Origin of the sequence: Pseudomonas putida W15Oct28, assembly GCF_000708715.2 — a bacterium.
GTDB classification, from domain to species: Bacteria; Pseudomonadota; Gammaproteobacteria; order Pseudomonadales; family Pseudomonadaceae; genus Aquipseudomonas; species Aquipseudomonas putida_R.
This window is the reverse complement of sequence record NZ_JENB01000038.1, coordinates 20,064-46,970: the sequence shown is the minus strand read 5'-3', so window position 1 is coordinate 46,970 and position 26,907 is coordinate 20,064. Positions and strand designations below refer to the sequence as shown.

Here is a 26,907-nt window from a genome sequence, read left to right as displayed (position 1 = left end):
CGCTCTGGAAAGTGCGGCCATAGTGGGTGATAGCCCCGTACACGAAAATCTCTTATCAATGAAATCGAGTAGGACGGAGCACGAGAAACTTTGTCTGAATATGGGGGGACCATCCTCCAAGGCTAAATACTACTGACTGACCGATAGTGAACTAGTACCGTGAGGGAAAGGCGAAAAGAACCCCGGAGAGGGGAGTGAAATAGATCCTGAAACCGTATGCGTACAAGCAGTGGGAGCCTACTTTGTTAGGTGACTGCGTACCTTTTGTATAATGGGTCAGCGACTTATATTCAGTGGCGAGCTTAACCGAATAGGGGAGGCGTAGCGAAAGCGAGTCTTAATAGGGCGTTTAGTCGCTGGGTATAGACCCGAAACCGGGCGATCTATCCATGGGCAGGTTGAAGGTTAGGTAACACTGACTGGAGGACCGAACCGACTACCGTTGAAAAGTTAGCGGATGACCTGTGGATCGGAGTGAAAGGCTAATCAAGCTCGGAGATAGCTGGTTCTCCTCGAAAGCTATTTAGGTAGCGCCTCATGTATCACTGTAGGGGGTAGAGCACTGTTTCGGCTAGGGGGTCATCCCGACTTACCAAACCGATGCAAACTCCGAATACCTACAAGTGCCGAGCATGGGAGACACACGGCGGGTGCTAACGTCCGTCGTGAAAAGGGAAACAACCCAGACCGTCAGCTAAGGTCCCAAAGTCATGGTTAAGTGGGAAACGATGTGGGAAGGCTTAGACAGCTAGGAGGTTGGCTTAGAAGCTGATGCGGTAGAGGAGCGTTCTGTAAGCCTGTGAAGGTGAGTTGAGAAGCTTGCTGGAGGTATCAGAAGTGCGAATGCTGACATGAGTAACGACAATGCGAGTGAAAAACTCGCACGCCGAAAGACCAAGGTTTCCTGCGCAACGTTAATCGACGCAGGGTTAGTCGGTCCCTAAGGCGAGGCTGAAAAGCGTAGTCGATGGAAAACAGGTTAATATTCCTGTACTTCCAGTTATTGCGATGGAGGGACGGAGAAGGTGATGCGGTAGAGGAGCGTTCTGTAAGCCTGTGAAGGTGAGTTGAGAAGCTTGCTGGAGGTATCAGAAGTGCGAATGCTGACATGAGTAACGACAATGCGAGTGAAAAACTCGCACGCCGAAAGACCAAGGTTTCCTGCGCAACGTTAATCGACGCAGGGTTAGTCGGTCCCTAAGGCGAGGCTGAAAAGCGTAGTCGATGGAAAACAGGTTAATATTCCTGTACTTCCAGTTATTGCGATGGAGGGACGGAGAAGGTTAGGCCAGCCTGGCGTTGGTTGTCCAGGTTTAAGGTGGTAGGCTGGAATCTTAGGCAAATCCGGGATTCTAAGGCCGAGAGCTGATGACGAGTTGCCATTAGGCGACGAAGTGGTTGATACCATGCTTCCAAGAAAAGCTCCTAAGCTTCAGATAACTGGGAACCGTACCCCAAACCGACACAGGAAGGACTTGCTCCGTAAGCCCATGCCGGTCGAAGATACCAGGCCGCTGCGACTGTTTATTAAAAACACAGCACTCTGCAAACACGAAAGTGGACGTATAGGGTGTGACGCCTGCCCGGTGCCGGAAGGTTAATTGATGGGGTTAGCGCAAGCGAAGCTCTTGATCGAAGCCCCGGTAAACGGCGGCCGTAACTATAACGGTCCTAAGGTAGCGAAATTCCTTGTCGGGTAAGTTCCGACCTGCACGAATGGCGTAACGATGGCGGCGCTGTCTCCACCCGAGACTCAGTGAAATTGAAATCGCTGTGAAGATGCAGTGTATCCGCGGCTAGACGGAAAGACCCCGTGAACCTTTACTATAGCTTTGCACTGGACTTTGAATTTGCTTGTGTAGGATAGGTGGGAGGCTTTGAAGTGGGGACGCCAGTTCTCATGGAGCCATCCTTGAAATACCACCCTGGCAACTTTGAGGTTCTAACTCAGGTCCGTTATCCGGATCGAGGACAGTGTATGGTGGGTAGTTTGACTGGGGCGGTCTCCTCCCAAAGAGTAACGGAGGAGTACGAAGGTGCGCTCAGACCGGTCGGAAATCGGTCGTAGAGTATAAAGGCAAAAGCGCGCTTGACTGCGAGACACACACGTCGAGCAGGTACGAAAGTAGGTCTTAGTGATCCGGTGGTTCTGTATGGAAGGGCCATCGCTCAACGGATAAAAGGTACTCCGGGGATAACAGGCTGATACCGCCCAAGAGTTCATATCGACGGCGGTGTTTGGCACCTCGATGTCGGCTCATCACATCCTGGGGCTGAAGCCGGTCCCAAGGGTATGGCTGTTCGCCATTTAAAGTGGTACGCGAGCTGGGTTTAGAACGTCGTGAGACAGTTCGGTCCCTATCTGCCGTGGACGTTTGAGATTTGAGAGGGGCTGCTCCTAGTACGAGAGGACCGGAGTGGACGAACCTCTGGTGTTCCGGTTGTCACGCCAGTGGCATTGCCGGGTAGCTATGTTCGGAAGAGATAACCGCTGAAAGCATCTAAGCGGGAAACTTGCCTCAAGATGAGATCTCACTGGGATCTTGAATCCCCTAAAGGGCCGTCGAAGACTACGACGTTGATAGGTTGGGTGTGTAAGCGCTGTGAGGCGTTGAGCTAACCAATACTAATTGCCCGTGAGGCTTGACCATATAACACCCAAGCAATTTGAGCGTAAGGCGCCAAATTGTGGTGGTGAAGATGATACGAACCGAAAGTTCGCAACAAACCACAAATATCACATATCCGAATTCGCTGGGCTGTCCATCTGGACATTCTGGCTACAGAATTTCTTGACGACCATAGAGCATTGGAACCACCTGATCCCATCCCGAACTCAGTAGTGAAACGATGCATCGCCGATGGTAGTGTGGGGTTTCCCCATGTGAGAGTAGGTCATCGTCAAGATTCATTTCGCAAAACCCCTATCTGCGCATGCAGGTAGGGGTTTTGTCTTTCCGGCTAAAAAATCCCAAGCCCTGCCCGAACCCGTGTAGGAGCAGCCTTGCGCTGCGAAGAGGCCGGTAAGGCTAAAGATATCTTTGGCTGCAATGGCCTCTTCGCAGCACAAGGCTGCTCCTACAGGAATCGCTTATCCCTTCTGGTAAGTCGCCTCCCACAATGCGAGCCAGAGCACTAGAATAGGCCCACGCACCTATCCAGAAGCGCTATATGCCCAATCCTGTCGAACCCGAAGCCCTGGCCCAATTGCCGTTGGACGAGCTTGTCGCCTGTCACGAATGCGACCTGCTGCTGCGCAAGCCTGTGCTCCAGCACGATGAAAAAGCCCTATGCCCACGCTGCGGCTACGAGCTCTATGCCCACCGGCACAATGTAGTCAATCGCAGCCTGGCACTGGTACTGACCGCGCTGTTGCTGTTCGTACCTGCCAATTTTCTACCGATCATGCAGCTGCACCTGCTTGGCCAGACCTCTGACGATACGGTCTGGAGCGGCGTACTGGGCCTGTACAATTCGCAGATGCGGGGTGTAGCGGTAGTCGTATTCCTATGCAGCATGGCCATCCCCCTGGCAAAACTGCTCTGCCAGCTGGCGGTACTGCTGAGTATCCGCTTGAACGTGGGGCGTAACTTCGGCCTGCTGTTCTATCGCATCTATCACCACTTGCGTGACTGGGGCATGCTCGAGGTCTATTTCATGGGTGTGCTGGTGGCCATCGTCAAGCTGGTGGACCTGGCCGAACTGACCGTGGGCCTGGGGCTGTTCTGCTTCATCAGTCTGTTATTGGTCCAGGTATGGCTTGAAGTGGTGATGTCACCGCACCAGATCTGGAGTGCGCTATCGGGGGAGGACCTGCATGCGGGCGATTGATGCAGGCATTGTTGTCTGCAATGAATGTCATGAACTGAACAGGCAAGTGCCAGATAGCACTTCGCAGACCTGCACGCGCTGCGGCGCCATTGTGCATGCTCGCCGCCCGAACAGTATCGTGCGTACCTGGGCGCTGCTGATTGCCGCCTCGATCCTGTACATACCGGCCAACCTGCTGCCGATCATGACCGTGAGTACGCTCGGGCAGGGCAGCCCTGACACGATCATGTCCGGCGTCGTCACCTTGCTCAAGCACGGCATGGTGCCCATTGCCGCCGTGGTGTTCATTGCCAGTATCCTGGTGCCCACGTTCAAGTTGGTGGGCATTGGCTTGCTGTTGTACTCCGTTCAGCGTCGCCAGCCGCTTTCGGCGCGGCAACGGATATGGATGTACCGCTTCATCGAATTCATTGGGCGCTGGTCCATGCTGGATATCTTCGTCATCGCCATCCTGGTGGCAGTGGTGAATTTCGGCAGAATAGCCAGTGTCGAAGCCAATCTGGGCGCTGTCGCCTTCGCAACTGTGGTGATCCTGACAATGCTTGCCGCTTTAACTTTCGATCCCCGACTGATTTGGGATAACACGGAGTCGGATGACGACCATGAGTGACCTGCCAACGGCTAAAACCCGCCCAGCCTCGAACTGGTCGGCCATCTGGATCCTGCCTTTGATCGCCTTGATGATCGGAGGCTGGCTCGCGTGGCAGGCCTACAGCGCGGCCGGCGTGGAAATTGAAGTCCGCTTCGAGTCGGGCGAGGGCATCGTCGCCAACAAGACCGAAGTCATCTACAAGGGCATGCCGGTAGGCAAAGTGAAAAGCCTGGTGCTTGACGCCCAGGGCGACAATCAAGGGGTGATCGCCACCATCGAGATGAACAAGGACGCCGAACCACACCTGACCAAGGGCACGCGCTTCTGGCTGGTGAAGCCGAGTGTCAGCCTGGCGGGTATTACCGGCCTTGAAACACTGGTGTCGGGTAACTACATCGCCGTCAGCCCGGGGGAGGGGGAGCGTACCAAGCGCTTTACCGCGCTGAAGGTAGCGCCGCCGCTCTCGGATTCGGAGCCTGGTCTGCATCTGACCCTCAAAGCCGACAGGCTGGGTTCGCTTAACCGTGACAGCCCAATTTTTTACAAGCAGATCCAGGTGGGTCGGGTGAAAAGCTATCGCCTGTCCGAGGACCAGAGCACCGTCGAGATCAAGGTGTTCATCGAGCCTGCTTACGCCAGCCTGGTGCGCAAGCACACGCGTTTCTGGAACGCCAGCGGCGTCAGCATCGATGCTTCGCTGTCAGGTGTGAAGGTGCGCAGCGAGTCGCTGTCGAGCATCGTGGCCGGTGGTATCGCCTTTGCCACACCGGAATACCGCAAGGACAGCCCGCCCACCGACCCGAGCCTGCCGTTCCGCCTGTATGAAGACTTCGACGCCGCCCAGGCGGGTATCCGGGTAAAGGTGAAGCTGAGCGATTACGAGGGCCTGCAGGCAGGCCGCACGCCGGTCATGTACAAGGGCATCCAGGTGGGCTCGTTGAAGGCCCTGAAGATGGAAGACAACCTGTCCAGCGCATCGGCCGAGCTGACGCTTGACCCGCTGACCGAGGACTACCTGGTCGAGGGCACGCAGTTCTGGGTGGTCAAACCGTCGATTTCCCTGGCAGGTATCACCGGCCTGGAAGCGCTGGTCAAAGGTAACTACATCGCCATTCGCCCAGGTGAGAAGGGCGAACGGCCCGAGCGTGAGTTCGAGGCCCGCGCCAAGGCGCCGCCGCTTGACCTCAAGGCGCCGGGCCTGCACATGGTGCTGTTCGCCGATACCCTGGGCTCGCTGGAAATCGGCAGCCCGGTGATGTACCGCCAGGTCAAGGTGGGTAGCGTGCAGAGCTATCAGTTTGCTCGTAACAGCAACCGTATCCTGATCGGTGTGCATATCGAGAAGGAATACGAAAAGCTGGTCAACGGCTCTTCGCGCTTCTGGAACGTCAGTGGCATTACCCTGACCGGCGGGCTGTCGGGCATCAAGATCAAGAGTGAGTCACTGCAAACGCTGATGGCCGGCGGTATTGCGTTCGACACGCCACGGCCCGACGTGGCGTTGAAACGCCACATTCCGCGCTTCCGCCTGCATGACAGCCAGGAAGCGGTAAACCGCGCGGGTACCTTGATCACCGTTCGTGTAGACCGTGCGGATGGCCTGAAGCCGGGTACTCCGATCCGCTTCCGTGGCCTGGATGTGGGCAGTATCGAGAGCGTCGACCTGACCGATGACTTGCAGGCAGTGCTGCTGCGGGCACGTATCACCGAGGCGGCGGGCCGTATTGCCCGTGCCGGTACGCAGTTCTGGGTGGTCAAGCCAGCCTTGGGCCTGGTGCGCACCGAGAACCTTGACACCCTGATTGGCGGGCAGTACCTGGAGGTGCAGCCGGCAGCCAAGGACCGTGGCCCGCAGCGCGATTTCATCGCCTTGGCCGATGCCCCGCAAGTGGCTGGGCCGGAGGTGGGCTTGCCATTGACGCTCAGTGCCCCGCGCCGTGGTTCGATCAAGCCGGGTGTGCCAGTGACTTACCGTGAGGTTGCGGTCGGCAAGGTAACGGGCTTCGAGTTGGGCCAGAGCGCTGACCGCGTGCTCATCCATATCCTTATCGAGCCGCGTTATGCAGCGTTGGTACGCGGTGGCAGCCGCTTCTGGAACAGCAGTGGCTTCGGTTTCGACTGGGGGCTGTTCAAGGGGGCTACGGTGCGTACCGAGTCGGTGGAAACCCTGATCGATGGCGGTATTGCTTTTGCTACGCCGGATGGCGAGCAGATGGGCAACCCGGCACGGCCGCAGCAGACCTTCGCCTTGTTCGACAAGGCAGAGGATGACTGGCTGCAGTGGGCGCCGAAGATTCAGATAGCCAAGTAACTCAAGGCCAACGCCGCCCTGCTTCGTGTAGGAGCGGCCTTGTGTCGCGATCGGGCTGCGCAGCAGCCCCAGCAATATCAGTGTCGACGCCAATACCGAGGGGCTGCTGCGCAGCCCGATCGCGACACAAGGCCGCTCCTACACAAAGCGGGTTGGCGCTGGTGCATAAATCGCAGGCAACAAAAAACCGACCCTAGGGTCGGTTTTTCGAATAGCGCGTCGCTTAGGCAGCTGCAGCTTCTTTCAGCGCCTTGATGTGGCCATTCAGACGGCCTTTGTGACGAGCAGCTTTGTTCTTGTGGATGATACCTTTGTCGGCCATACGGTCGATTACAGGTACAGCCAGAACGTAAGCGGCTTGCGCTTTTTCGGCGTCTTTTGCGTCAATGGCTTTAACTACATTCTTGATGTAGGTGCGGACCATGGAACGCAGGCTGGCGTTGTGGCTGCGACGCTTCTCAGCCTGTTTTGCACGTTTCTTGGCGGAAGGTGTGTTGGCCACCGTCGAGCTCCTCGAAAGACTTTAGGTAAATAGCAAACAAAATAGGCCGCGAATCATGCCGATCAAGAGATCGATTGTCAAGGCCACCTGCAAGGTTCCGCCGAGCGGTGCGCCAACAAGAGGGAAAGATTCCTTTCTGCTGCGCGACCTGTACACTCGGGAATTTTTGGCTCCCCTGCGAAGGCGCGGGAGTATCGCACATTCGGACGCTGTCTGGCAGCGTCCTCTGCCATTGGCGTGAATCTTTTCGATGAACCTGCTCAAATCCCTGGCTGCAGTAAGCTCGATCACCATGATTTCACGGGTGCTGGGCTTCGTTCGCGACACCATCCTGGCTCGCATCTTTGGTGCCGGCGTCGCCACTGATGCCTTCTTCATCGCGTTCAAACTGCCCAACCTGCTGCGGCGCATTTTCGCCGAGGGCGCTTTTTCTCAGGCCTTTGTTCCGATCCTGGCCGAATACAAGACCCAGCAGGGCGAGGAGGCGACACGTACCTTCATCGCTTATGTCAGCGGCCTGCTGACCCTCGTTCTCGCCCTGGTGACTGCCATCGGTATCCTCGCGGCGCCGTGGGTGGTGTGGGCAACAGCCCCGGGCTTTGTCGACAACGCGGAAAAATACGAGCTGACCACCTCCCTGTTGCGGGTGACCTTTCCTTATATATTGCTGATCTCGCTGTCTTCCCTGGCTGGTGCGATCCTCAATACCTGGAACCGTTTTTCGGTACCGGCGTTCACGCCGACCCTGTTGAACGTAGCGATGATCGCCTTCGCCGTGCTGCTGACGCCGTACTTCAACCCGCCAATCATGGCCCTGGCCTGGGGCGTGCTGGCGGGTGGCCTGGCGCAGTTGCTGTACCAGCTGCCAGCGTTGAAGAAGATCGGCATGCTCGTGCTGCCGCGTCTTAACCTCAAGGACGCGGGTGTGTGGCGGGTACTGAAGCAGATGCTGCCGGCGATTCTCGGGGTGTCGGTGAGCCAGATCTCGCTGATCATCAACACCATATTCGCCTCTTTCCTGGTGGCCGGCTCGGTGTCGTGGATGTATTACGCCGACCGCCTCATGGAGTTGCCGTCAGGCGTGCTGGGCGTGGCCCTGGGCACCATCCTGCTGCCGACCCTGGCCAAGACCTACGCCAACAAGGACCGCGAAGAGTACTCGCGGATTCTCGACTGGGGCCTGCGCCTGTGCTTCCTGCTGGTGCTGCCCTGCACCCTGGCCCTGGCCATTCTTGCCGAGCCGCTGACCGTTGCGCTCTTTCAATATGGCAAGTTCAGTGCGTTTGATGCGGCCATGACCCAGCGGGCGCTGATGGCCTATTCCGTAGGCTTGCTGGCGATCATTCTGGTCAAGGTACTGGCACCCGGCTTCTATGCGCAGCAGAATATCCGTACACCGGTGAAGATCGCGATTTTCACCCTGGTCTGCACGCAGCTGTTCAACCTCGCCCTGGTCGGCCCGCTTGCACATGCCGGCCTGGCATTGGCGATCAGCCTCGGTGCCTGCCTGAATGCCGGCTTGCTGTTCTGGAAGCTGCGCAGCCAGCAGTTGTTCGAGCCGCAGCCAGGCTGGGCAATGTTCCTGCTCAAGCTTGTCCTGGCAGTGGTGCTGATGTCGGCAGTACTGTTGGCGGGCATGCACTATATGCCGGCCTGGGAGCAGGGCATCATGCTTGAGCGCTTCCTGCGGCTTGGGGCGTTGATCCTGGCAGGTGTCGTGACGTATTTCGGCTGCTTGTACCTGTGCGGCTTCCGGCCCCGGCATTTCGCTCGCAAGGCCCTGCACTGAGGCTTCAGGCGGGTCAGGCGTCGGTTTTTCATATTCCACGCCGCCCTTGGGCGCTGCTGCCTGTCACCGGCGCCCGGGTGTGGTTATAATCGGCCACTTTATGAGCAAGAAGTGCGTTATGCAGCTGGTTCGAGGTCTTCACAACCTGCGCCCCGAGCACCGGGGCTGTGTCGCCACCATTGGCAACTTCGACGGGGTTCACCGCGGCCACCAGGCTATCCTGGCGCGCCTGCGCGAGCGCGGCCAGGCCTTGGGCCTGCCGACCTGCGTGGTGATCTTCGAACCGCAACCACGCGAGTACTTCGCCCCCGATACCGCACCGGCGCGCCTGGCCCGCCTGCGCGACAAGGTCGAACTGCTGGCCGCCGAGGGCATCGACCGGGTGTTGTGCCTGGCGTTCAACCAGCGCCTGAGCAAGCTCAGCGCCGATGCCTTCGTCGAGGCCATCTTGGTCGACGGCCTGGGCGTGCGCCACCTCGAAGTGGGCGATGACTTCCGCTTTGGCTGCGACCGCGCGGGCGACTTCGCCTTCCTGATCGAGGCCGGCAAGCAGTACGGCTTCACTGTCGAGGCCGCCAACACGGTCATCCAGGACGGCCTGCGGGTCAGCAGCACCGAAGTGCGCAAGGCCCTGTCCGAAGGTAACTTCGAGCTGGCCGAGCACCTGCTGGGCCGCCCTTACAGCATCACTGGCCGCGTGCTGCATGGCCAGAAGCTGGCCCGCCAGCTCGGCACACCTACCGCCAACATCCAGCTCAAGCGCCGCCGCGTGCCGCTGTCCGGGGTTTACCTGGCCAGCATCGAAATCGACGGCAAGGCCTGGCCGGGTGTAGGCAATATTGGCGTGCGTCCCACCGTTGCCGGTGATGGGCGCCCGCACCTGGAGATTCATCTTCTCGATTTTGCCGGCGACCTGTATGGCCGGCGTCTGACGGTGGAGTTCCACCACAAGCTGCGTGAAGAGCAGCGATTCGCCTCCCTGGAGGCGCTGAAGTCGGCGATCGATGCGGATATCGCCGCCGCACGTGCACATTGGCACGCTCAACCGCTAACGAAGAGCCTGAAATGACCGACTACAAAGCCACGCTTAACCTTCCGGACACCGCCTTCCCCATGAAGGCCGGCCTGCCTCAGCGCGAACCGCAGATCCTGCAGCGCTGGGACAGCATTGGCCTGTACCAGAAGCTGCGCGAAATTGGCAAGGATCGTCCCAAGTTCGTCCTGCACGACGGCCCGCCCTATGCCAACGGCAAGATTCACATCGGTCATGCGCTGAACAAGATTCTCAAGGACATGATCGTCCGCTCCAAGACCCTGTCCGGCTTCGATGCGCCGTATGTACCGGGCTGGGACTGCCATGGCCTGCCGATCGAACACAAGGTCGAGGTTACCCACGGCAAGCACCTGTCTGCCGACCGCACCCGCGAGCTGTGCCGCGAGTACGCCGCCGAGCAGATCGAAGGGCAGAAGACCGAGTTCATTCGCCTGGGTGTGCTGGGTGAGTGGGACAACCCGTACAAGACCATGAACTTCGCCAACGAGGCCGGTGAAATCCGCGCCCTGGCCGAGATGGTCAAGCAAGGTTTCGTGTTCAAGGGCCTCAAGCCTGTGAACTGGTGCTTCGATTGCGGTTCGGCCCTGGCTGAAGCGGAAGTCGAGTACGCCGACAAGAAATCCCAGACCATCGACGTGGCCTTCCCGGTTGCCGATGAGGCCAAGCTGGCTGCCGCCTTCGGGCTGGAGGCGCTGGCCAAGCCAGCCGCCATCGTGATCTGGACCACCACCGCGTGGACCATCCCCGCCAACCAGGCGCTGAACATCCACCCGGAGTTCAAGTATGCCCTGGTCGATACTGGCGAGCGTCTGCTGGTGCTGGCCGAAGAGCTGGTCGAGTCGTGCCTCAAGCGCTACAACCTGGAAGGCTCGGTCATCGCCACTGCCCAGGGTTCGGCCCTGGAGCTGATCAACTTCCGCCACCCGTTCTACGACCGCCTGTCGCCTGTCTACCTGGCCGACTACGTCGAACTGGGCGCCGGTACCGGTGTAGTTCACTCCGCGCCTGCCTACGGTGAAGACGACTTCGTCACCTGCAAGCGCTACGGCATGGTCAACGACGACATCCTCACCCCGGTGCAGAGCAACGGCGTGTACGTCGAGTCGCTGGAGTTCTTCGGCGGCCAGTTCATCTGGAAGGCCAACCCGGCCATCGTCGAGAAACTGAGCGAAGCCGGTGCGCTGATGCACACCGAAACCATCAGCCACAGCTACATGCACTGCTGGCGCCACAAGACCCCGTTGATCTACCGCGCCACCGCGCAGTGGTTCGTGGGCATGGACAAGCAGCCAAGCACTGGCGAGCCACTGCGTGAGCGCGCCCTCAAAGCCATCGAAGAGACCAAGTTCGTGCCGGCCTGGGGCCAGGCGCGCCTGCATTCGATGATCGCCAACCGCCCTGACTGGTGCATCTCGCGTCAGCGCAACTGGGGCGTGCCGATCCCGTTCTTCTTGCACAAGCAGACCGGCGAGCTGCACCCACGTACCGTCGAACTGATGGAAGCGGTGGCCAAGCGCGTTGAACAAGAAGGTATCGAGGCCTGGTTCAAGCTGGATGCCGTCGAACTGCTGGGTGAAGAAGCGGGCCAGTACGACAAGATCACCGATACCCTGGACGTGTGGTTCGACTCCGGCACCACCCACTGGCACGTGCTGCGTGGCTCGCACGACATCGGCCACGCCACCGGCCCGGTCGCCGACCTGTACCTGGAAGGCTCCGACCAGCACCGTGGCTGGTTCCACTCGTCGTTGCTCACCGGTTGCGCCATCGACAACCACGCGCCGTACCGCGAGCTGCTGACCCACGGCTTCACCGTGGACGAGAACGGCCGCAAGATGTCCAAGTCGCTGGGCAACACCATCGAGCCGGAAAAGGTCAACAACACCCTGGGTGCCGACATCCTGCGCCTGTGGGTTTCGGCCACCGACTATTCCGGTGAAATGGCGGTTTCCGAGCAGATCCTGCAGCGCAGCGCCGACGCCTACCGCCGTATCCGCAATACCGCGCGCTTCCTGCTGTCCAACCTGTCCGGCTTCGACCCGGCCCGCGACCTGCTGGCCCCGGAAGACATGCTGGCACTGGACCGCTGGGCCGTGGACCGTACCCTGCTGCTGCAGCGCGAGCTGGAAGAGCACTACAGCGAGTACCGTTTCTGGAACGTCTACTCCAAGGTGCACAACTTCTGCGTACAGGAGCTGGGCGGCTTCTACCTCGACATCATCAAGGACCGCCAGTACACCACCGGCGCCAACAGTGTCGCCCGCCGTTCCTGCCAGACTGCGCTGTACCACATCAGCGAAGCGCTGGTGCGCTGGATCGCGCCGATCCTGGCGTTCACCGCTGACGAAATCTGGCAGTACCTGCCGGGCGAGCGCAACGAGTCGGTAATGCTCAACGGCTGGTACCAGGGCCTGAGCGAGCTGCCGGAAGGCACCGAGCTGGACCGCGCCTACTGGGACCGCGTCATGGCGGTGAAGGCCTCGGTCAACAAGGAGCTGGAAAACCAGCGTACCGCCAAGGTCATCGGCGGCAACCTGCAGGCCGAAGTCACCCTGTACGCCGACGAAGGCCTGAGCGCCGACCTGGGCAAGCTGGGCGACGAGCTGCGCTTTGTGCTGATTACCTCGGCCGCCAGCGTGGTGCCGTTCGTGCAAGCGCCGGCAGACGCCGTGGCCACCGAAGTCGAAGGCCTCAAGCTGAAAGTGGTCAAGTCCGGCCACGCCAAGTGCGGCCGTTGCTGGCACTTCCGCGCCGACGTTGGCAGCCACCCGGAGCACCCGGAAATCTGCAGCCGTTGCGTCGACAACCTGACCGGTTCGGGCGAGGTGCGTCACTATGCCTAACCCGGCAGTGGGGCGCTTCGGGCGCCTTGCATGGCTTTGGCTGAGCGTGCTGGTCCTGGTCCTCGACCAGGCCACCAAGCTGTATTTCAACAACGCCCTGACCATGTACCAACAGATTGTGGTCATCCCTGACTACTTCAGCTGGACCCTGGCCTACAACACCGGCGCCGCTTTCAGCTTCCTCGCGGATGGCGCTGGCTGGCAGCGCTGGCTGTTCGCCCTGATCGCCGTGGTGGTCAGTGCCGTGCTGGTGGTGTGGCTCAAGCGCCTGGGGCGCAACGAGACCTGGCTGGCCGTGGCGCTGGCACTGGTGCTGGGTGGCGCCATTGGCAACCTGTACGACCGCGTCGTGCTGGGCCATGTGGTCGACTTCATCCTGGTGCACTGGCAAAACCGCCATTACTTCCCGGCCTTCAACGTGGCCGACAGCGCCATCACCGTTGGTGCGGTGATGCTGGCGCTGGATATGTTCAAGAGCAAGAAGTCCGAGGATCCGGTCCATGACTGACACCCGTATCGGCCAGAACACCGAAGTCACCCTGCACTTCGCGCTGCACCTGGAAAACGGCGACACCGTCGACAGCACGTTCGACAAAGCCCCGGCCACCTTCAAGGTTGGCGATGGCAACCTGTTGCCGGGCTTCGAAAGCGCGCTGTTCGGCTTCAAGGCCGGCGACAAGCGTACTGTGGTAGTGGCCCCGGAGAACGCCTTCGGCCAGCCCAACCCGCAAAACGTGCAAGTCATGCCGCGGTCCAACTTCGAGGGCATGGAGCTGTCCGACGGGCTGCTGATCATCTTCAACGATGCCGCCAACGCCGAGCTGCCGGGTGTGGTCAAAGCGTTTGATGACGACCAGGTGACCATCGACTTCAATCACCCACTGGCTGGCAAGACCCTGACCTTCGAGGTGGAGATCCTCGAGGTGAAGGCCCTGTAAGCCTGGAGCCGAGCATGCAAATCAAACTCGCCAACCCTCGCGGCTTCTGCGCGGGGGTCGACCGGGCGATCGAGATCGTCAACCGTGCGCTGGAAGTCTTCGGCCCGCCGATCTATGTGCGTCACGAAGTGGTGCACAACAAGTTCGTGGTGGAAGACCTGCGCAACCGCGGTGCCATCTTCGTCGAAGAGCTGGACCAGGTGCCGGACGATGTCATCGTCATCTTCAGTGCCCACGGTGTTTCCCAGGCAGTACGCCAGGAAGCGGCTGGCCGTGGCCTGAAAGTGTTCGATGCCACCTGCCCACTGGTGACCAAGGTGCACATCGAGGTGGCCAAGTACAGCCGCGACGGCCGTGAGTGCATTCTCATCGGCCACGAAGGGCACCCGGAAGTCGAAGGCACCATGGGCCAGTACGACGCCAGCAACGGCGGTTCCATCTACCTCGTCGAAGACGAAGATGATGTTGCCAAGCTGCAGGTGCGCGACCCTGACCACCTGGCCTTCGTGACCCAGACCACCTTGTCGATGGACGACACCAGCCGCGTCATCGACGCCCTGCGTGCGCGCTTCCCGAACATCGGCGGCCCGCGCAAGGACGACATCTGCTACGCCACCCAGAACCGCCAGGACGCCGTCAAGCAACTGGCGGGGGAGTGCGACGTGGTGCTGGTAGTCGGCAGCCCGAACAGCTCCAACTCCAACCGCCTGCGCGAGCTGGCCGAGCGCATGGGCACCCCGGCCTACCTGATTGATGGTGCCGAGGACCTGCAACAGGGCTGGTTTGAACAGGCAGCACGCATCGGCATCACTGCCGGTGCTTCGGCCCCTGAAGTGCTGGTGCGTGGCGTGATCGAGCAGCTCAAGGCCTGGGGCGCTACGGGTGCTGAAGAGCTGGACGGGCGTGAAGAGAACATCACCTTCTCGATGCCCAAAGAGCTGCGGGTTCGCTCGCTGATCTGACGGCGCTGCCAGTTCCCACTGTGGGAACTGTTGTGTGTAGGAGCGGCCTTGTGTCGCGAAAGGGCTGCAACGCAGCCCCAGGATCTCAGCGTTAGAGCTGATATTGTCGGGGCCGCTTTGCGGCCCTTTCGCGACACAAGGCCGCTCCTACAATAACCGCGTAGGCTAGTGAGTATTGTTTCTGCATTGGGAGTCTTCGGGCTCTCCCGTGAGTACCCTGACCCTGCCGGTTGATGCCAGCCTTACTCGATATTGGCTGGTTGGAGTCAAGCGTTCGCAAACTTCCAGGGTTGCACCCAGCCAATTGTTGGTCGGCCCCAGTGGAACGCCCAGCGCACTGAACTTGAACTGCTCCCCGCGATTGCTCGTAATCTTCAGCGGCCTCGAAAGGCGCTGCTCGCGCAGCATCTGCTGGTTGTGCTCCAGCACCACCCGCCAACCATTCCCCCAATTACCGTCCAGCGCCTGCACCAGCACCGGCTGGCTTTGCAGCATGGCGTGGCTGCGCGCACTGCGCAGTGCCTGCGCCAAATCGCGGGTCGCTGCTGCCCGGTGTAGGTCGTCGCTCATCCTGGCGTAGGCCGGCACGCCGAGCTGTGTCAGCAATACGGCCACGGCCAAGGCCGACAACATTTGAATCAGTGTTACGCCTCGTTGCTTCACCGTGCATTCCTCCCTGGAAGTGCTTGGCTATAGCTTCACGTTCGCTGGCCAGGCGGTCTAGTCGGCTGGTTTCAAGGCTATTGCGGGAAAAGTCGCGGGAGGTGCAGGGATGCACGCAAGGCAACGGGGCATGACGCTCCTGGAAGTGTTGTTGGCAGTCGTGGTTGTGGCCGTGGGCATGTTCGCAACGGCAGCGATGCAGTTGCAGGCATTGCAGGCTGTAGACAGCGCGCGTCGCGATGGACAGGCGGCATTGGCCACGCACAGCGAGCATGAGCGGAGGCGGCGATGAGGCGCTGCCAGGGTGGGTTCGGCTTGCTTGAGATGGTGATGGCGCTGGCCATCGGGTTGATGCTGCTTGCTGCGGCCGGTCAGCTCTTCGCTTCGGCACACCAGACCTGGCGCCTGCAAAGTACGGCAGTACGCATGCAGGATGAGGCGCGACTTGCATTGCTGCGCATGGCGCAGGATATCCGTATGGCGGGGATGTTTGGGTGCCTGCAGATAAAGCCTGGCGACTTCGAGGACCCGGCCGCGCGGCAGGCTTTCGCCCGCCCCCTGGAGGTTGAAGCCACTACCCTCAGCCTGGTTGTGGCGGAGTTGCCCGGACAGGCTGGCAAGGGTGACTGGGTTTTGCAGACGGACTGCATCGAAAAAGTGCGCGTGGATGAAAAGCCAATAGAGGGCTACCCACTGACGTTTCCCATAAGCCAGTACGTCTACCAGTTCCATGACAACAGGCTGAGGTTCAAGCGAAAAGGCAACTTCCAACCGCTGGTCGAGAATGTGCGAGAGGCGCGCTTCGAACGTGTGCAAACGCCGCGGGGGGAGAGGGTAGACATCACGCTGACGTTATACGAGCCCACCCTCAAACTCGAACAACGCCATGCGCTTAGTGTGGCGCTGCGCAACCCTGTGCCGCGGCCATGAAGCGTCAACGCGGTGTCGTGCTGCTGTCGGCGTTGGTACTGAGCCTGCTGCTCGGTTTGCTGGCGACCTCGGCCCTGAGCAATGCCTTGATGGAAGCACGAATGACCGGCCACATGCGCGATGGTCTGCTGGCGCTCGAAGAAGCTGAGGCTGTGTTGCAAGCAGGGGAGGGCGAGCTCAAGCGTGCACCTCCTGATCTGTGTGCCGCGTGCATGCCACCCGCTCGACCGCACGATCTGACCGGGCAGTGGCAGGGCACGCAACATGGCTATTTCCACCTGCAGAATCTTGGCCCGAGTAAGCGCGCCCAGGCCACCCTGTTCCGGATAACCGCTGTCAGCAAGCAAACCCAGTCACGGCACGTACTGGAAGCCGTCTACGCCGTGGCCGGCGACACAACCCGGCGCATCACCTGGCGGCAAAGACTGAGAGGAGACTGACATGCAGCAAGGCTTGAGCCTGATCGAGTTGTTGATTGTGCTGGCCGTGACCGGCATTCTGGCAGCCATTGCCTACCCCAGTTACAGCGACCAGCTTCGGCGAGCCGCACGCAGCGAAGTGGTTGGCCTGCTGCATGATGCCGCCCTGCGCCTGGAGCGCCACCGTGTGCGCACCGGCCAATATGCCGAGGGCGACCCGGCCTTGCCCGACGGTACCCGCTACTACAGCCTGCAGGCCCAGCGCGACAGCGACACCTTCACGCTGCGCGCCCGGCGGCTGCCCCATGGGCTGATGGCGCAGGACCGCTGTGGCGATTTCCAGCTCGACCAGGCCGGCGTGCAGCGCAATCCGGGTGCCGTTGGTGGCAGCGAGCACTGCTGGGGAAGCTGAAGGTTGAATGATGCCCGGTGCATCGCGGTTTTACTTCAGGTGTTGGATCGACAGATGAGCAAGCAAGTAGTGGTGGTCGGCGGCGGGGTGATCGGCCTGCTGACGGCGTTCAACCTGGCGGCGAAGGTCGGGCAGGTGGTGGTGTGTGATCAGGGCGAAGTCGGCCGTGAGTCGTCGTGGGCCGGTGGTGGCATCGTTTCGCCGCTGTACCCGTGGCGCTACAGCGCCGCAGTCACCGCCCTGGCGCACTGGTCGCAGGACTTTTATCCACAGCTGGGCGAGCGCTTGTTCGCCAGCACCGGCGTCGACCCCGAAGTGCACACCACGGGCCTGTACTGGCTCGACCTGGATGACGAAGCCGAAGCGCTGGCCTGGGCCGAGCGTGAGCAGCGGCCGCTAAGTGCCGTGGATATCTCGGCAGCCTACGACGCAGTGCCGGTGCTGGGCCCGGGCTTCAAGCGCGCCATCTACATGGCCGGTGTGGCCAACGTGCGCAACCCGCGCCTGGTGAAATCGCTGAAGGCCGCGCTGCTGGCGCTGCCGAACGTCACCTTGCGCGAAAACTGCCAGATCACCGGCTTTGTTCAGCAGGGCGGGCGCGTGACCGGTGTGCAGACCGCCGAAGGCGTACTGGCGGCGGATGAGGTGGTGCTCAGTGCTGGCGCCTGGAGTGGCGACCTGCTGCGTACCCTTGGCCTTGAACTGCCGGTAGAGCCGGTGAAGGGCCAGATGATCCTGTTCAAGTGCGCTGAGGACTTTTTGCCGAGCATGGTGCTGGCCAAAGGGCGCTATGCGATCCCGCGGCGGGATGGCCACATTCTGGTTGGCAGCACGCTGGAACATGCCGGGTATGACAAGACCCCGACCGAAGATGCGCTGGAAAGCCTGAAGGCATCGGCGGTGGAGTTGCTGCCAGGGCTCGAAGGGGCCACGGTGGTGGGGCACTGGGCGGGGCTGCGGCCGGGCTCGCCGGAGGGTATTCCCTACATCGGGCCGGTGCCAGGGTACGAGGGGTTGTGGCTGAACTGCGGTCACTACCGCAACGGGCTGGTGCTGGCGCCGGCTTCCTGTCAGCTGTTTACCGACTTGCTGACCGGGGCCGAGCCAATCATCGACCCGGCGCCGTATGCGCCAGCAACGCGGTTGAGCTGAAGTTACGCGATCCCTTGTAGGAGCGGCCTTGCGTCGCGAAAGGGCTGCAAAGCAGCCCCAGGATTTCTGCATCAAAGCTGATATTGCCGGGGCCGCTTTGCGGCCCTATCCGACCGGTCCGGCGCCCCTGCAAGGCCGCTCCTACAAAGGCTTTGTGTTCAGCCCTGGCGGCCTGGGCCTTGCTGCAGGTGCGCCTGGCTGCAATACCACTCTTTGCCCTGCTGCAGCGCCCGGTCGTTGGGCAGGTGCACGCCGCAATGGGCGCAGCGCACCATCTGCAGTGGTGCATCCAGTTTCGCCTCGGGGTGCGACTGTTGGCTGACTTTGAACTTGCGCCACAGCCAGAACGCGGCGGCGATCAGGGCGATCCAGAAAAGTAGGCGAACCATGGTGTCCAGCTTGTCGATTGAAGAAGCTGACAGTCTAGGACGCGGCCAATAAAAAAGGGAGGCCCAAGGCCTCCCTTTCATTTACCGCCGTGTGTCAGTCGAACAGACCAAAGGTCATGTAGCTGAACCAGGAACGGTCTTTTTCGGCTTCTTTCGGGCCTTCTGGCACGATCGAATCACCGTTTTCGTCTTTCGGCAGCAGCTCTTGCGGCATCTCGTCACGCGCGTCCTGGAACTGCTTGACCACGTCCTGGTTGGCGCGGGTTTCGCCCGGCGGCAGCGGGGTGTCGGTTTCGATCAGGCCCAGGGTGGCCTTGGACAGCCAGCCGCGCCCGTCAGACTCGGTCTGCTTGGGCTGGAACTCGCCGTCGACCAGGCTCGGGTGGTCCGGGTAGTTGAGCTTGAGGGTTTCCAGGCTGGTGGCGGCCAGTTCGTCCAGGTGCATCTTCTGGTACGCCTCGACCATCACCGCCAGGCCGTCGCCGACCGATGGGGTTTCCTGGAAGTTCTCTACCACGTAGCGGCCACGGTTGGCGGCGGCCACATAAGCCTGGCGGCCCAGGTAGTAGTCGGCCACGTGAATTTCGTACGAGGCCAGCAGGTTGCGCAGGTAGATCATGCGCTGCTTGGCGTCGGGCGAGTAGCGGCTGGTAGGGAAGCGGCTGGTCAGCTGGGCAAACTCGTTGTACGAGTCGCGGGCGGCACCCGGGTCACGCTTGGTCATGTCCAGCGGCAGGAAGCGCGCCAGCAGGCCGCGGTCCTGGTCGAACGAGGTCAGGCCTTTCAGGTAGTAGGCGTAGTCGACGTTCGGGTGCTGCGGGTGCAGGCGGATGAAGCGCTCGGCAGCCGACTTGGCAGCCTCGGGCTCGGAGTTCTTGTAGTTGGCGTAGATCAGCTCGAGCTGCGCCTGGTCGGCATAGCGACCGAACGGGTAGCGCGATTCCAGGGCCTTGAGCTTGTTCACGGCGCTGGTGTAGCTGGAGTTGTCCAGGTCAGCTTGCGCCTGCTGGTACAGCTCGGCTTCGCTGAGGTTCTCGTCAATGACCTCTTTATTAGAGGAACAGGCCGCGGTAAGCCCGAGGATGGCGATCAGCAGCAGGTGTTTCACTTGCATGGCGGCTTGCGTCCCTTTGACGGCCGCTGTCTTGGGCGGTGCCGTCCTGTTATGATGAGCGCCCCGGCCAACCCCGGGACAAAAGAAGCCGTATTTAACCACAAGCTCGCAGCCGAAACCAAAGGCTGTGCGCCCGCCGAATCGAGCATGTCCGAGATCATTCAACTTAGCGCAGAGGTACCGTCCGAACTGGGCGGCCAACGCCTCGACCAGGTCGCCGCCCAATTGTTCGCTGAGTACTCGCGTTCGCGGCTTACTTCGTGGATCAAAGAGGGCCGCCTGACGGTCGATGGCGCCGTTGTGCGCCCTCGAGACACCGTCTATGGTGGCTCGCTGCTAGCACTGCAGGCCGAGCAAGAGGCCCAGGGCGAGTGGATCGCAGAAGATATCGAACTGGATATCGTCTACGAAGACGACCACATCATGGTAATCAACAAGCCTGCCGGGCTGGTTGTGCATCCGGCCGCCGGTCATGCCAGTGGTACGCTGCTCAATGCGCTGCTGCACCACGTGCCAGACATCGTCAACGTACCGCGCGCCGGTATCGTTCACCGGCTGGATAAAGACACCACCGGCCTGATGGTGGTCGCCAAGACCTTGCAGGCGCAGACCCGACTGGTCGAGCAGATGCAAAGCCGCAAAGTCAGCCGCATCTACGAGTGCATCGTGATTGGTGTGGTCACTTCCGGTGGCAAGATCGACGCCCCTATCGGCCGCCACGGCGGTATGCGCCAGCGCATGGCAGTCACCGACGGCGGCAAGCCGGCGGTCAGCCACTACCGCGTGCTCAAGCGCTTCCGCTCGCACACCCACGTACGGGTGAAGCTGGAAACCGGCCGTACCCACCAGATTCGTGTGCACATGGCCCATGTTGGTTTCCCGCTGGTCGGCGACCAGACGTACGGTGGGCGCTTCCGCATTCCACCGGCTGCCAGCCCAACCATGGTCGAGGCGGTGAAAACCTTCCCGCGCCAGGCGCTGCATGCGCGCTTCCTGGCGTTGGCGCACCCGATCACCGGTGAAATCATGAAGTGGGAATCGCCACTGCCTGATGACTTCCTCTGGTTGCTGTCGCTGCTGAACGAAGACCGCGAGAGCTTTATCGGATGAGTGGCCTGACGCAGTCGCTGCTGTTTCCCGACTGGCCGGCCCCGGCCTCGGTTCGCGCCTGTGTCACCACCCGTCAGGGCGGCGTCAGCCTGCCGCCCTACGAAACCTTCAACCTTGGCGACCACGTAGGGGACGACCCTGCTGCCGTTGCCGAGAACCGCCGTCGCCTCAGCGACACGTTCGCGATCCAGCCGGCCTGGCTCAAGCAGGTACATGGGCTGGTGGTGGCGAATGCCGACCCGGCCGTGGTGGCCGAGGCCGACGCCAGCTGGACCGACCAGCCAGGCATTGCCTGTACCGTGATGACCGCCGATTGCCTGCCTGCGCTGTTCTGCGACCGTGCCGGTACTCGCGTGGCGGCGGCACATGCTGGCTGGCGCGGGTTGGCCGGCGGCGTGCTGGAAGCCACCTTGGACCGCCTGGCACTGCCGCCTGAAGAGGTGCTGGTGTGGTTGGGCCCGGCCATCGGCCCACAGGCTTTTGAAGTGGGGCTGGAAGTGCGTGATGCCTTTACCGCCGTGCACCCGCAAGCCGCCCGGGCATTTGTCGACGGCGAACGGCCAGGCAAGCTGATGGCGGATATCTACGAGCTGGCGCGCATTCGCCTGGCTGCCCTTGGCGTAACTGCCGTGTATGGCGGCGGCTTGTGCACGGTCAGTGATGCGCGGTTCTTCTCCTATCGCCGTACCCCGCAGGGTGGGCGGTTTGCTTCCCTGGTGTGGCTGCAACCTCGCTAGCCTGCACCGGCCTCTTCGCGGGCTCGCCCGCTCCCGCAGAGAATTCGCAACCTTTGAAGGCGGTGGTGTACCTGTGGGAGCGGGCATGCCCGCGAATGGCCCCCGTTAATCCAACAGGTTGACCCCGGTCAACCCCGCTACGCTTGAATCTTCCAGAATCAGCCTTATCTATAAGGTCATCTCAGGCAGGTTTCTTCATAAACAGGCGCTGTCCATCGCTCCGACCTGCCCTTTAAAGGAAGGTACACCATGCGAATAGACCGTTTGACCAGCAAGCTGCAATTAGCAATATCCGATGCTCAATCCTTGGCCGTTGGCATGGACCACCCAGCCATCGAGCCCGTGCACCTGATGCAGGCACTGCTTGAACAGCAGGGCGGTTCCATCAAGCCGCTGCTGATGCAGGTTGGCTTCGACATCAACACCCTGCGCCAGGCACTGGTGAAAGAGCTCGACCAGCTACCGAAAATCCAGAACCCCACCGGCGACGTGAACATGTCGCAGGACCTGGCGCGCCTGCTTAACCAGGCCGACCGCCTGGCCCAGCAGAAGGGCGACCAGTTCATTTCCAGCGAACTGGTGTTGCTGGCTGCCATGGACGAGAACAGCAAGCTCGGCAAGCTGCTGCTGAGCCAGGGCGTGAGCAAGAAGGCCCTGGAAAACGCCATCACCAACCTGCGTGGCGGTGAGGCAGTGAATGACCCCAACGCCGAAGAGTCGCGCCAGGCGCTGGACAAGTACACCGTCGACCTCACCAAGCGTGCCGAAGAAGGCAAGCTGGACCCGGTGATCGGCCGTGACGACGAAATCCGCCGTACCGTGCAGGTGCTGCAACGCCGTACCAAGAACAACCCGGTGCTGATCGGTGAGCCTGGCGTGGGTAAAACCGCCATCGCCGAAGGCCTGGCCCAGCGCATCATCAATGGTGAAGTGCCTGACGGCCTCAAGGGCAAGCGCCTGCTGGCGCTGGACATGGGCGCGCTGATTGCCGGTGCCAAGTACCGCGGCGAGTTTGAAGAACGCCTCAAATCGCTGCTGAACGAGCTGTCCAAGCAGGAAGGCCAGATCATCCTGTTCATCGATGAACTGCACACCATGGTCGGCGCCGGCAAAGGCGAGGGCGCCATGGACGCCGGCAACATGCTCAAGCCAGCCTTGGCGCGCGGCGAGCTGCACTGCGTTGGCGCCACCACGCTGAACGAGTACCGCCAGTACATCGAGAAGGACGCCGCCCTGGAGCGCCGCTTCCAGAAGGTGCTGGTAGAGGAGCCGAGCGAGGAAGACACCATCGCGATCCTGCGTGGCCTGAAAGAGCGCTACGAAGTGCACCACAAGGTGGCCATCACCGACGGTGCCATCATCGCAGCGGCCAAGCTCAGCCACCGCTACATCACCGACCGCCAGCTGCCGGACAAGGCGATTGACCTGATCGACGAAGCGGCCAGCCGCATCCGCATGGAGATCGACTCCAAGCCGGAAGTGCTCGACCGCCTTGATCGCCGCCTGATCCAGCTGAAGGTGGAATCGCAGGCGCTGAAGAAGGAAGAAGACGAAGCGGCGAAAAAACGCCTCGAGAAGCTGACCGAAGAAATCGAGCGGCTGGAGCGTGAATATTCCGACCTGGAAGAAATCTGGGCATCGGAAAAGGCTGAAGTGCAGGGCTCTGCGCAGATCCAGCAAAAGATCGAACAGGCCCGCCAGGAACTGGAAGCCGCCCGTCGCAAAGGCGACCTGAGCCGCATGGCCGAGCTGCAGTACGGGGTAATCCCCGACCTGGAGCGCAGCCTGCAGATGGTCGACCAGCACGGCAAGACCGAAAACCAGTTGCTGCGCAACAAGGTGACCGAGGAAGAAATTGCCGAGGTGGTGTCGAAGTGGACCGGTATCCCAGTGTCCAAGATGCTGGAAGGCGAGCGCGAGAAGCTGCTGAAAATGGAAGCGCTGCTGCACCAACGCGTGATCGGCCAGAACGAGGCGGTAACCGCCGTGGCCAACGCCGTGCGCCGCTCGCGTGCCGGGCTGTCTGACCCAAGCCGGCCAAGTGGTTCGTTCCTGTTCCTCGGCCCAACCGGTGTGGGCAAGACCGAGCTGTGCAAGGCGCTGGCCGAGTTCCTGTTCGACACCGAAGAGGCAATGGTGCGCATCGACATGTCCGAGTTCATGGAGAAACACTCCGTGGCTCGCCTGATCGGTGCACCACCAGGGTACGTAGGGTACGAAGAGGGCGGTTACCTGACCGAGGCCGTACGGCGCAAGCCCTACTCGGTGGTGCTGCTGGATGAGGTGGAGAAAGCCCACCCGGATGTGTTCAACGTGCTGCTGCAGGTGCTGGAAGACGGCCGCCTGACCGACAGCCACGGGCGCACCGTGGACTTCCGCAACACCGTGATCGTGATGACCTCCAACCTGGGCTCGGCGCAGATCCAGGAACTGGTAGGCGACCGCGAGGCACAGCGTGCGGCGGTGATGGATGCAGTGGGCGCGCACTTCCGTCCGGAGTTCATCAACCGTATCGACGAAGTGGTGGTGTTCGAGCCACTGGGCCGCGAGCAGATCGCCGGCATTACCGAGATCCAGCTGGGCCGCCTGCGCAGCCGTCTGCTGGAGCGCGAACTGTCGCTGAGCCTGAGCCCGGAGGCGTTGGACAAGCTGATTGCCGTGGGTTACGACCCGGTGTACGGCGCACGGCCGCTGAAGCGTGCTATCCAGCGTTGGATCGAAAACCCGCTGGCGCAGCTGATTCTGGCTGGCCAGTTTGTACCGGGTACGTCGATTACCGCGACGGTGGAAGGCGACGAAATCGTCTTTGGGTAATTTGCTTCACCATGAGCCCCGCTTTTGCGGGGCTTTTTTTTGCCTCTTCACAGGCGCTGTGGGGCCCCTGTGGGAGCGGGTTTTCCCGCGAAGAGGCCGGCACAACCCAGTAAAACCGGGGCTTCCGGGGAATTCAGGATAACTTGCTGAAATTTTTGAAATTTTTGCTTGCATCAAAATTCGAGTGACCCTAATATACGCCGCGTTGTCAGGCACTAAGCGAATCACCAGCAACATCGGTGACCGCAAAACAACTTACAAATCAGTAAGTTGAATGAAAAAAAGTGGTTGACAAGCAAAACGAAGAATGTAGAATAGCCGGCCTCAGCAGCGACAAAGCGAAAGCAGCGAAGCTAAAGAGTCCGAAGCGAACACAGCCTTCGGAGTAGCACATCGGTAAGTTGTACCGAAGTTCAGTTCCGCGATAGCTCAGTCGGTAGAGCAAATGACTGTTAATCATTGGGTCCCTGGTTCGAGTCCAGGTCGCGGAGCCATCTCGGGGTGTAGCGCAGTCCGGTAGCGCGCCTGCTTTGGGAGCAGGATGTCAGGAGTTCGAATCCCCTCACCCCGACCATTTTCCGGGTCGTTAGCTCAGTTGGTAGAGCAGTTGGCTTTTAACCAATTGGTCGTAGGTTCGAATCCTACACGACCCACCATGTAAAGAAGGGCATCTCCAAGAGATGCCCTTTTTTTTGAAAGACCCGGGGTGTAGCGCAGTCCGGTAGCGCGCCTGCTTTGGGAGCAGGATGTCAGGAGTTCGAATCCCCTCACCCCGACCATTTTTAGGGTCGTTAGCTCAGTTGGTAGAGCAGTTGGCTTTTAACCAATTGGTCGTAGGTTCGAATCCTACACGACCCACCATGAATAAAGGGCATCTCGAAAGAGATGCCCTTTTTCTTTGCCTGTCAGATTTTGGGCCTGCGTTGCAGGCCATCGCGACACAAGGCCGCTCCTACAGGAACACGCGATCCCCTGTAGGAGCGGCCTTGTGTCGCGAAAGGGGCGCAAAGCGCCCCCGACAATCTTCAGTGCAGCTTCAGGCGTGGCTCAGTACCCCGGCCAATCTTGCTCCCCAGCATCATCAACGCCGTACGGAAGAACCCGTACAACGCCATCTGGTGCATGCGGTACAGCGACACGTAGAACATCCGCGCCAGCCAGCCTTCCAGCTTCACGCTGCCCATCAGGTTACCCATCAGGTTGCCCACCGCCGAGAAGCGCGACAGCGATACCAGCGAGCCGTAGTCCTTGTACTCGTAAGTCGGCAGCGTCTTGTTCTCCAACCGCGCCTTCAGGCTTTGCGCCAGCATCGAAGCCTGCTGGTGCGCCGCCTGGGCACGTGGCGGCACATTGCGGTCGCTACCCGGTTGCGGGCAGGCGGCGCAGTCACCGAAGGCGAAGATGTTGTCGTCGCGGGTAGTCTGCAGGGTAGGGCGCACCACCAGCTGGTTGATGCGGTTGGTTTCCAGCCCATCGATGTCCTTCAGGAAGCCCGGCGCACGGATACCCGCCGCCCACACTTTCAGGCTGGCCTGGATCACCTCGCCGTCCTTGGTTTTCAGGCCGTCCTCGGTCACTTCACTGACAGCCGCGTTGGTCAACACCTTCACCCCGAGCTTTTCCAGGGTCTTGTGCACCGGCACGCTGATGCGCTCCGGCAGGGCCGGCAGCACGCGCGGGCCGGCCTCGATGATGGTGATGTGCATGTCCTTAGGCTGGATGCGGTCCAGGCCATAGGCCGCCAGTTCGTGGGCGGCGTGGTGCAGCTCGGCCGCCAGCTCTACACCGGTGGCACCGGCGCCGACGATGGCTACGCTGATCTGCTCGCTGGCCACGTCACCGGCGTGGGCGCGCAGGTAGTGATTGAGCAACTGCTGATGGAAGCGCTCGGCCTGCTTGCGCGTGTCGAGGAACAAGCAGTGCTGCGCCGCGCCCAAGGTGCCGAAGTCGTTGGTGTTGGAACCCACGGCAATGACCAGCGTGTCGTAGCCCAGGGTGCGCGCAGGCAGCAGCTCGCGGCCCTCATCATCGAGGGTGGCGGCCAGTTGAATCCGCTTGCCTTCACGGTCCAGGCCACTCATGCGCCCCAGCTGGAAGTTGAAGTGGTTCCACTTGGCCTGGGCCACGTAGTTCAGTTCGTCTTCCGAGGAGTTCAGCGAGCCGGCGGCCACTTCGTGCAGCAGTGGCTTCCAGATGTGCGTGAGGTTGGCGTCGACCAGGGTGATTTCGGCCTGCTTGCGCTTGCCCAGGCTTTTACCCAGGCGGGTCGCCAGTTCCAGGCCGCCGGCGCCGCCGCCGACAATCACGATGCGATGAGTCATGGGGATATCTCATAAGGTTTACGG

The 26,907-nt window shown here is 61.0% G+C and carries 22 protein-coding genes, 5 tRNA genes and 2 rRNA genes; 24 read left to right on the top strand and 5 right to left on the bottom strand.

Going from position 1 to position 26,907, the window contains the following annotated elements; all coding sequences use genetic code 11:
- The 5 genes from AK81_RS21830 to AK81_RS21810 form a co-directional block, all read left to right on the top strand.
- Positions 1-2,651, top strand: a 23S ribosomal RNA gene (locus AK81_RS21830); the annotation flags it as partial.
- A gap of 140 nt (positions 2,652-2,791) precedes the next feature.
- A 5S ribosomal RNA gene (gene rrf / locus AK81_RS21825) occupies positions 2,792-2,907 on the top strand.
- 264 nt (positions 2,908-3,171) lie between these two features.
- The gene (locus AK81_RS21820; protein WP_043202401.1) at positions 3,172-3,831 is read left to right on the top strand and encodes a paraquat-inducible protein A; all 660 of its coding nucleotides are present in this window, start codon (positions 3,172-3,174) and stop codon (positions 3,829-3,831) included.
- On the top strand, positions 3,818-4,441 hold the full coding sequence (locus tag AK81_RS21815; RefSeq protein ID WP_043202399.1) for a paraquat-inducible protein A: 624 nt from the start codon (positions 3,818-3,820) through the stop codon (positions 4,439-4,441). The genes AK81_RS21820 and AK81_RS21815 overlap by 14 nt, the downstream gene beginning before the upstream one ends.
- A complete protein-coding gene (locus AK81_RS21810) occupies positions 4,434-6,734 on the top strand; it encodes a PqiB family protein (RefSeq protein ID WP_043202397.1) in 2,301 nt (766 codons plus the stop codon). Before AK81_RS21815 ends, AK81_RS21810 begins: the two co-directional genes overlap by 8 nt.
- A 223-nt stretch (positions 6,735-6,957) precedes the next feature.
- Here the strand turns inward: AK81_RS21810 and rpsT are convergent, their stop codons facing one another.
- Positions 6,958-7,236 carry a 30S ribosomal protein S20 gene (gene rpsT / locus AK81_RS21805; RefSeq protein ID WP_003247625.1) on the bottom strand — a complete coding sequence of 93 codons (279 nt, stop codon included), beginning with the start codon at positions 7,234-7,236 and terminating at the stop codon, positions 6,958-6,960.
- Positions 7,237-7,486: 250 nt separating this feature from the next.
- Between rpsT and murJ the strand changes: the two genes are divergently transcribed.
- From murJ to ispH, 6 genes are all read left to right on the top strand, one after another.
- Positions 7,487-9,025, top strand: coding sequence for a murein biosynthesis integral membrane protein MurJ (gene murJ, locus AK81_RS21800; RefSeq protein WP_043202395.1), 1,539 nt, complete (start codon positions 7,487-7,489; stop codon positions 9,023-9,025).
- 118 nt (positions 9,026-9,143) lie between these two features.
- Entirely contained in the window at positions 9,144-10,094 is a 951-nt protein-coding gene (gene ribF, locus AK81_RS21795; protein WP_043202393.1) for a bifunctional riboflavin kinase/FAD synthetase, read from the top strand.
- Entirely contained in the window at positions 10,091-12,922 is a 2,832-nt protein-coding gene (ileS, locus tag AK81_RS21790; RefSeq protein WP_043202391.1) for an isoleucine--tRNA ligase, read from the top strand. Before ribF ends, ileS begins: the two co-directional genes overlap by 4 nt.
- Complete coding sequence (gene lspA, locus AK81_RS21785; protein WP_043202388.1) at positions 12,915-13,430, top strand: signal peptidase II; 516 nt, start codon at positions 12,915-12,917, stop codon at positions 13,428-13,430. The genes ileS and lspA overlap by 8 nt, the downstream gene beginning before the upstream one ends.
- The gene (fkpB, locus tag AK81_RS21780; protein WP_019473245.1) at positions 13,423-13,860 is read left to right on the top strand and encodes an FKBP-type peptidyl-prolyl cis-trans isomerase; all 438 of its coding nucleotides are present in this window, start codon (positions 13,423-13,425) and stop codon (positions 13,858-13,860) included. The genes lspA and fkpB overlap by 8 nt, the downstream gene beginning before the upstream one ends.
- A gap of 14 nt (positions 13,861-13,874) precedes the next feature.
- Positions 13,875-14,822 (top strand): 4-hydroxy-3-methylbut-2-enyl diphosphate reductase, encoded by a 948-nt coding sequence (gene ispH, locus AK81_RS21775; protein WP_043202385.1) that lies wholly within the window; start codon positions 13,875-13,877, stop codon positions 14,820-14,822.
- A 165-nt stretch (positions 14,823-14,987) separates the two neighbouring features.
- On the opposite strand, the gene AK81_RS21770 is transcribed toward ispH, so the two are convergent.
- Positions 14,988-15,485: a GspH/FimT family pseudopilin gene (locus AK81_RS21770; protein WP_043202383.1), complete on the bottom strand. Its 498-nt coding sequence runs from the start codon at positions 15,483-15,485 to the stop codon at positions 14,988-14,990.
- Between the two features lie 109 nt (positions 15,486-15,594).
- Here AK81_RS21770 and AK81_RS21765 point away from each other — a divergent pair, with 109 nt between their 5' ends.
- Genes AK81_RS21765 through thiO form a run of 5 tightly spaced genes read left to right on the top strand, consistent with a single transcriptional unit; the run spans position 15,595 to position 18,398 of the window.
- A complete protein-coding gene (locus AK81_RS21765) occupies positions 15,595-15,777 on the top strand; it encodes a prepilin-type N-terminal cleavage/methylation domain-containing protein (RefSeq protein WP_043202381.1) in 183 nt (60 codons plus the stop codon).
- Entirely contained in the window at positions 15,774-16,415 is a 642-nt protein-coding gene (locus AK81_RS21760) for a PilW family protein (RefSeq protein WP_043202379.1), read from the top strand. The genes AK81_RS21765 and AK81_RS21760 overlap by 4 nt, the downstream gene beginning before the upstream one ends.
- Positions 16,412-16,855: a hypothetical protein gene (locus AK81_RS21755; RefSeq protein ID WP_043202377.1), complete on the top strand. Its 444-nt coding sequence runs from the start codon at positions 16,412-16,414 to the stop codon at positions 16,853-16,855. Before AK81_RS21760 ends, AK81_RS21755 begins: the two co-directional genes overlap by 4 nt.
- Before the next feature lies 1 nt (position 16,856).
- The gene (locus AK81_RS21750; protein ID WP_043202374.1) at positions 16,857-17,246 is read left to right on the top strand and encodes a type IV pilin protein; all 390 of its coding nucleotides are present in this window, start codon (positions 16,857-16,859) and stop codon (positions 17,244-17,246) included.
- 54 nt (positions 17,247-17,300) lie between these two features.
- Positions 17,301-18,398, top strand: a complete 1,098-nt coding sequence (thiO, locus tag AK81_RS21745; RefSeq protein ID WP_043202372.1) for a glycine oxidase ThiO — start codon at positions 17,301-17,303, stop codon at positions 18,396-18,398.
- Positions 18,399-18,556: 158 nt separating this feature from the next.
- Here thiO and AK81_RS21740 read toward each other — a convergent pair whose 3' ends face one another.
- A complete protein-coding gene (locus AK81_RS21740; RefSeq protein ID WP_016484789.1) occupies positions 18,557-18,787 on the bottom strand; it encodes a PP0621 family protein in 231 nt (76 codons plus the stop codon).
- 94 nt (positions 18,788-18,881) lie between these two features.
- Positions 18,882-19,901 carry an outer membrane protein assembly factor BamD gene (locus tag AK81_RS21735; RefSeq protein WP_043202370.1) on the bottom strand — a complete coding sequence of 340 codons (1,020 nt, stop codon included), beginning with the start codon at positions 19,899-19,901 and terminating at the stop codon, positions 18,882-18,884.
- 147 nt (positions 19,902-20,048) lie between these two features.
- On the opposite strand from AK81_RS21735, the gene rluD reads away from it, so the two are divergent.
- The 8 genes from rluD to AK81_RS21695 all read left to right on the top strand — a co-directional run bounded on the left by rluD (position 20,049) and on the right by AK81_RS21695 (position 25,423).
- The gene (gene rluD / locus AK81_RS21730) at positions 20,049-21,011 is read left to right on the top strand and encodes a 23S rRNA pseudouridine(1911/1915/1917) synthase RluD (protein ID WP_043202406.1); all 963 of its coding nucleotides are present in this window, start codon (positions 20,049-20,051) and stop codon (positions 21,009-21,011) included.
- Positions 21,008-21,748, top strand: coding sequence for a peptidoglycan editing factor PgeF (pgeF, locus tag AK81_RS21725; RefSeq protein ID WP_043202369.1), 741 nt, complete (start codon positions 21,008-21,010; stop codon positions 21,746-21,748). The genes rluD and pgeF overlap by 4 nt, the downstream gene beginning before the upstream one ends.
- A gap of 249 nt (positions 21,749-21,997) precedes the next feature.
- Positions 21,998-24,562, top strand: coding sequence for an ATP-dependent chaperone ClpB (gene clpB / locus AK81_RS21720; RefSeq protein ID WP_043202368.1), 2,565 nt, complete (start codon positions 21,998-22,000; stop codon positions 24,560-24,562).
- 418 nt (positions 24,563-24,980) lie between these two features.
- Positions 24,981-25,056: transfer RNA gene (locus AK81_RS21715), tRNA-Asn, on the top strand.
- Between the two features lie 3 nt (positions 25,057-25,059).
- Positions 25,060-25,136 (top strand) — tRNA-Pro (locus tag AK81_RS21710).
- 6 nt (positions 25,137-25,142) lie between these two features.
- A tRNA-Lys gene (locus AK81_RS21705) sits at positions 25,143-25,218 on the top strand.
- A gap of 46 nt (positions 25,219-25,264) precedes the next feature.
- Positions 25,265-25,341: transfer RNA gene (locus AK81_RS21700), tRNA-Pro, on the top strand.
- Between the two features lie 6 nt (positions 25,342-25,347).
- A tRNA-Lys gene (locus tag AK81_RS21695) sits at positions 25,348-25,423 on the top strand.
- Positions 25,424-25,587: 164 nt separating this feature from the next.
- Here the strand turns inward: AK81_RS21695 and AK81_RS21690 are convergent.
- Entirely contained in the window at positions 25,588-26,883 is a 1,296-nt protein-coding gene (locus AK81_RS21690) for an NAD(P)/FAD-dependent oxidoreductase (RefSeq protein WP_043202366.1), read from the bottom strand.
- Between the last annotated feature and the right edge of the window lie 24 nt (positions 26,884-26,907).

What these genes read in the sequence shown, in the direction of transcription:
- AK81_RS21810 (WP_043202397.1), top strand. Translation starts at nt 4,434, where the DNA reads ATGAGTGACCTGCCAACGGCTAAAACCCGCCCAGCCTCGAACTGGTCG.
- AK81_RS21815 (WP_043202399.1), top strand. Translation starts at nt 3,818, where the DNA reads ATGCGGGCGATTGATGCAGGCATTGTTGTCTGCAATGAATGTCATGAA.
- ileS (WP_043202391.1), top strand. Translation starts at nt 10,091, where the DNA reads ATGACCGACTACAAAGCCACGCTTAACCTTCCGGACACCGCCTTCCCC.
- thiO (WP_043202372.1), top strand. Translation starts at nt 17,301, where the DNA reads ATGAGCAAGCAAGTAGTGGTGGTCGGCGGCGGGGTGATCGGCCTGCTG.
- AK81_RS21690 (WP_043202366.1), bottom strand. Translation starts at nt 26,883, where the DNA reads ATGACTCATCGCATCGTGATTGTCGGCGGCGGCGCCGGCGGCCTGGAA.
- AK81_RS21820 (WP_043202401.1), top strand. Translation starts at nt 3,172, where the DNA reads ATGCCCAATCCTGTCGAACCCGAAGCCCTGGCCCAATTGCCGTTGGAC.
- AK81_RS21760 (WP_043202379.1), top strand. Translation starts at nt 15,774, where the DNA reads ATGAGGCGCTGCCAGGGTGGGTTCGGCTTGCTTGAGATGGTGATGGCG.
- murJ (WP_043202395.1), top strand. Translation starts at nt 7,487, where the DNA reads ATGAACCTGCTCAAATCCCTGGCTGCAGTAAGCTCGATCACCATGATT.
- rluD (WP_043202406.1), top strand. Translation starts at nt 20,049, where the DNA reads ATGTCCGAGATCATTCAACTTAGCGCAGAGGTACCGTCCGAACTGGGC.
- fkpB (WP_019473245.1), top strand. Translation starts at nt 13,423, where the DNA reads ATGACTGACACCCGTATCGGCCAGAACACCGAAGTCACCCTGCACTTC.
- AK81_RS21735 (WP_043202370.1), bottom strand. Translation starts at nt 19,901, where the DNA reads ATGCAAGTGAAACACCTGCTGCTGATCGCCATCCTCGGGCTTACCGCG.
- ribF (WP_043202393.1), top strand. Translation starts at nt 9,144, where the DNA reads ATGCAGCTGGTTCGAGGTCTTCACAACCTGCGCCCCGAGCACCGGGGC.
- lspA (WP_043202388.1), top strand. Translation starts at nt 12,915, where the DNA reads ATGCCTAACCCGGCAGTGGGGCGCTTCGGGCGCCTTGCATGGCTTTGG.
- clpB (WP_043202368.1), top strand. Translation starts at nt 21,998, where the DNA reads ATGCGAATAGACCGTTTGACCAGCAAGCTGCAATTAGCAATATCCGAT.
- AK81_RS21765 (WP_043202381.1), top strand. Translation starts at nt 15,595, where the DNA reads ATGCACGCAAGGCAACGGGGCATGACGCTCCTGGAAGTGTTGTTGGCA.
- AK81_RS21755 (WP_043202377.1), top strand. Translation starts at nt 16,412, where the DNA reads ATGAAGCGTCAACGCGGTGTCGTGCTGCTGTCGGCGTTGGTACTGAGC.
- AK81_RS21740 (WP_016484789.1), bottom strand. Translation starts at nt 18,787, where the DNA reads ATGGTTCGCCTACTTTTCTGGATCGCCCTGATCGCCGCCGCGTTCTGG.
- ispH (WP_043202385.1), top strand. Translation starts at nt 13,875, where the DNA reads ATGCAAATCAAACTCGCCAACCCTCGCGGCTTCTGCGCGGGGGTCGAC.
- AK81_RS21750 (WP_043202374.1), top strand. Translation starts at nt 16,857, where the DNA reads ATGCAGCAAGGCTTGAGCCTGATCGAGTTGTTGATTGTGCTGGCCGTG.
- pgeF (WP_043202369.1), top strand. Translation starts at nt 21,008, where the DNA reads ATGAGTGGCCTGACGCAGTCGCTGCTGTTTCCCGACTGGCCGGCCCCG.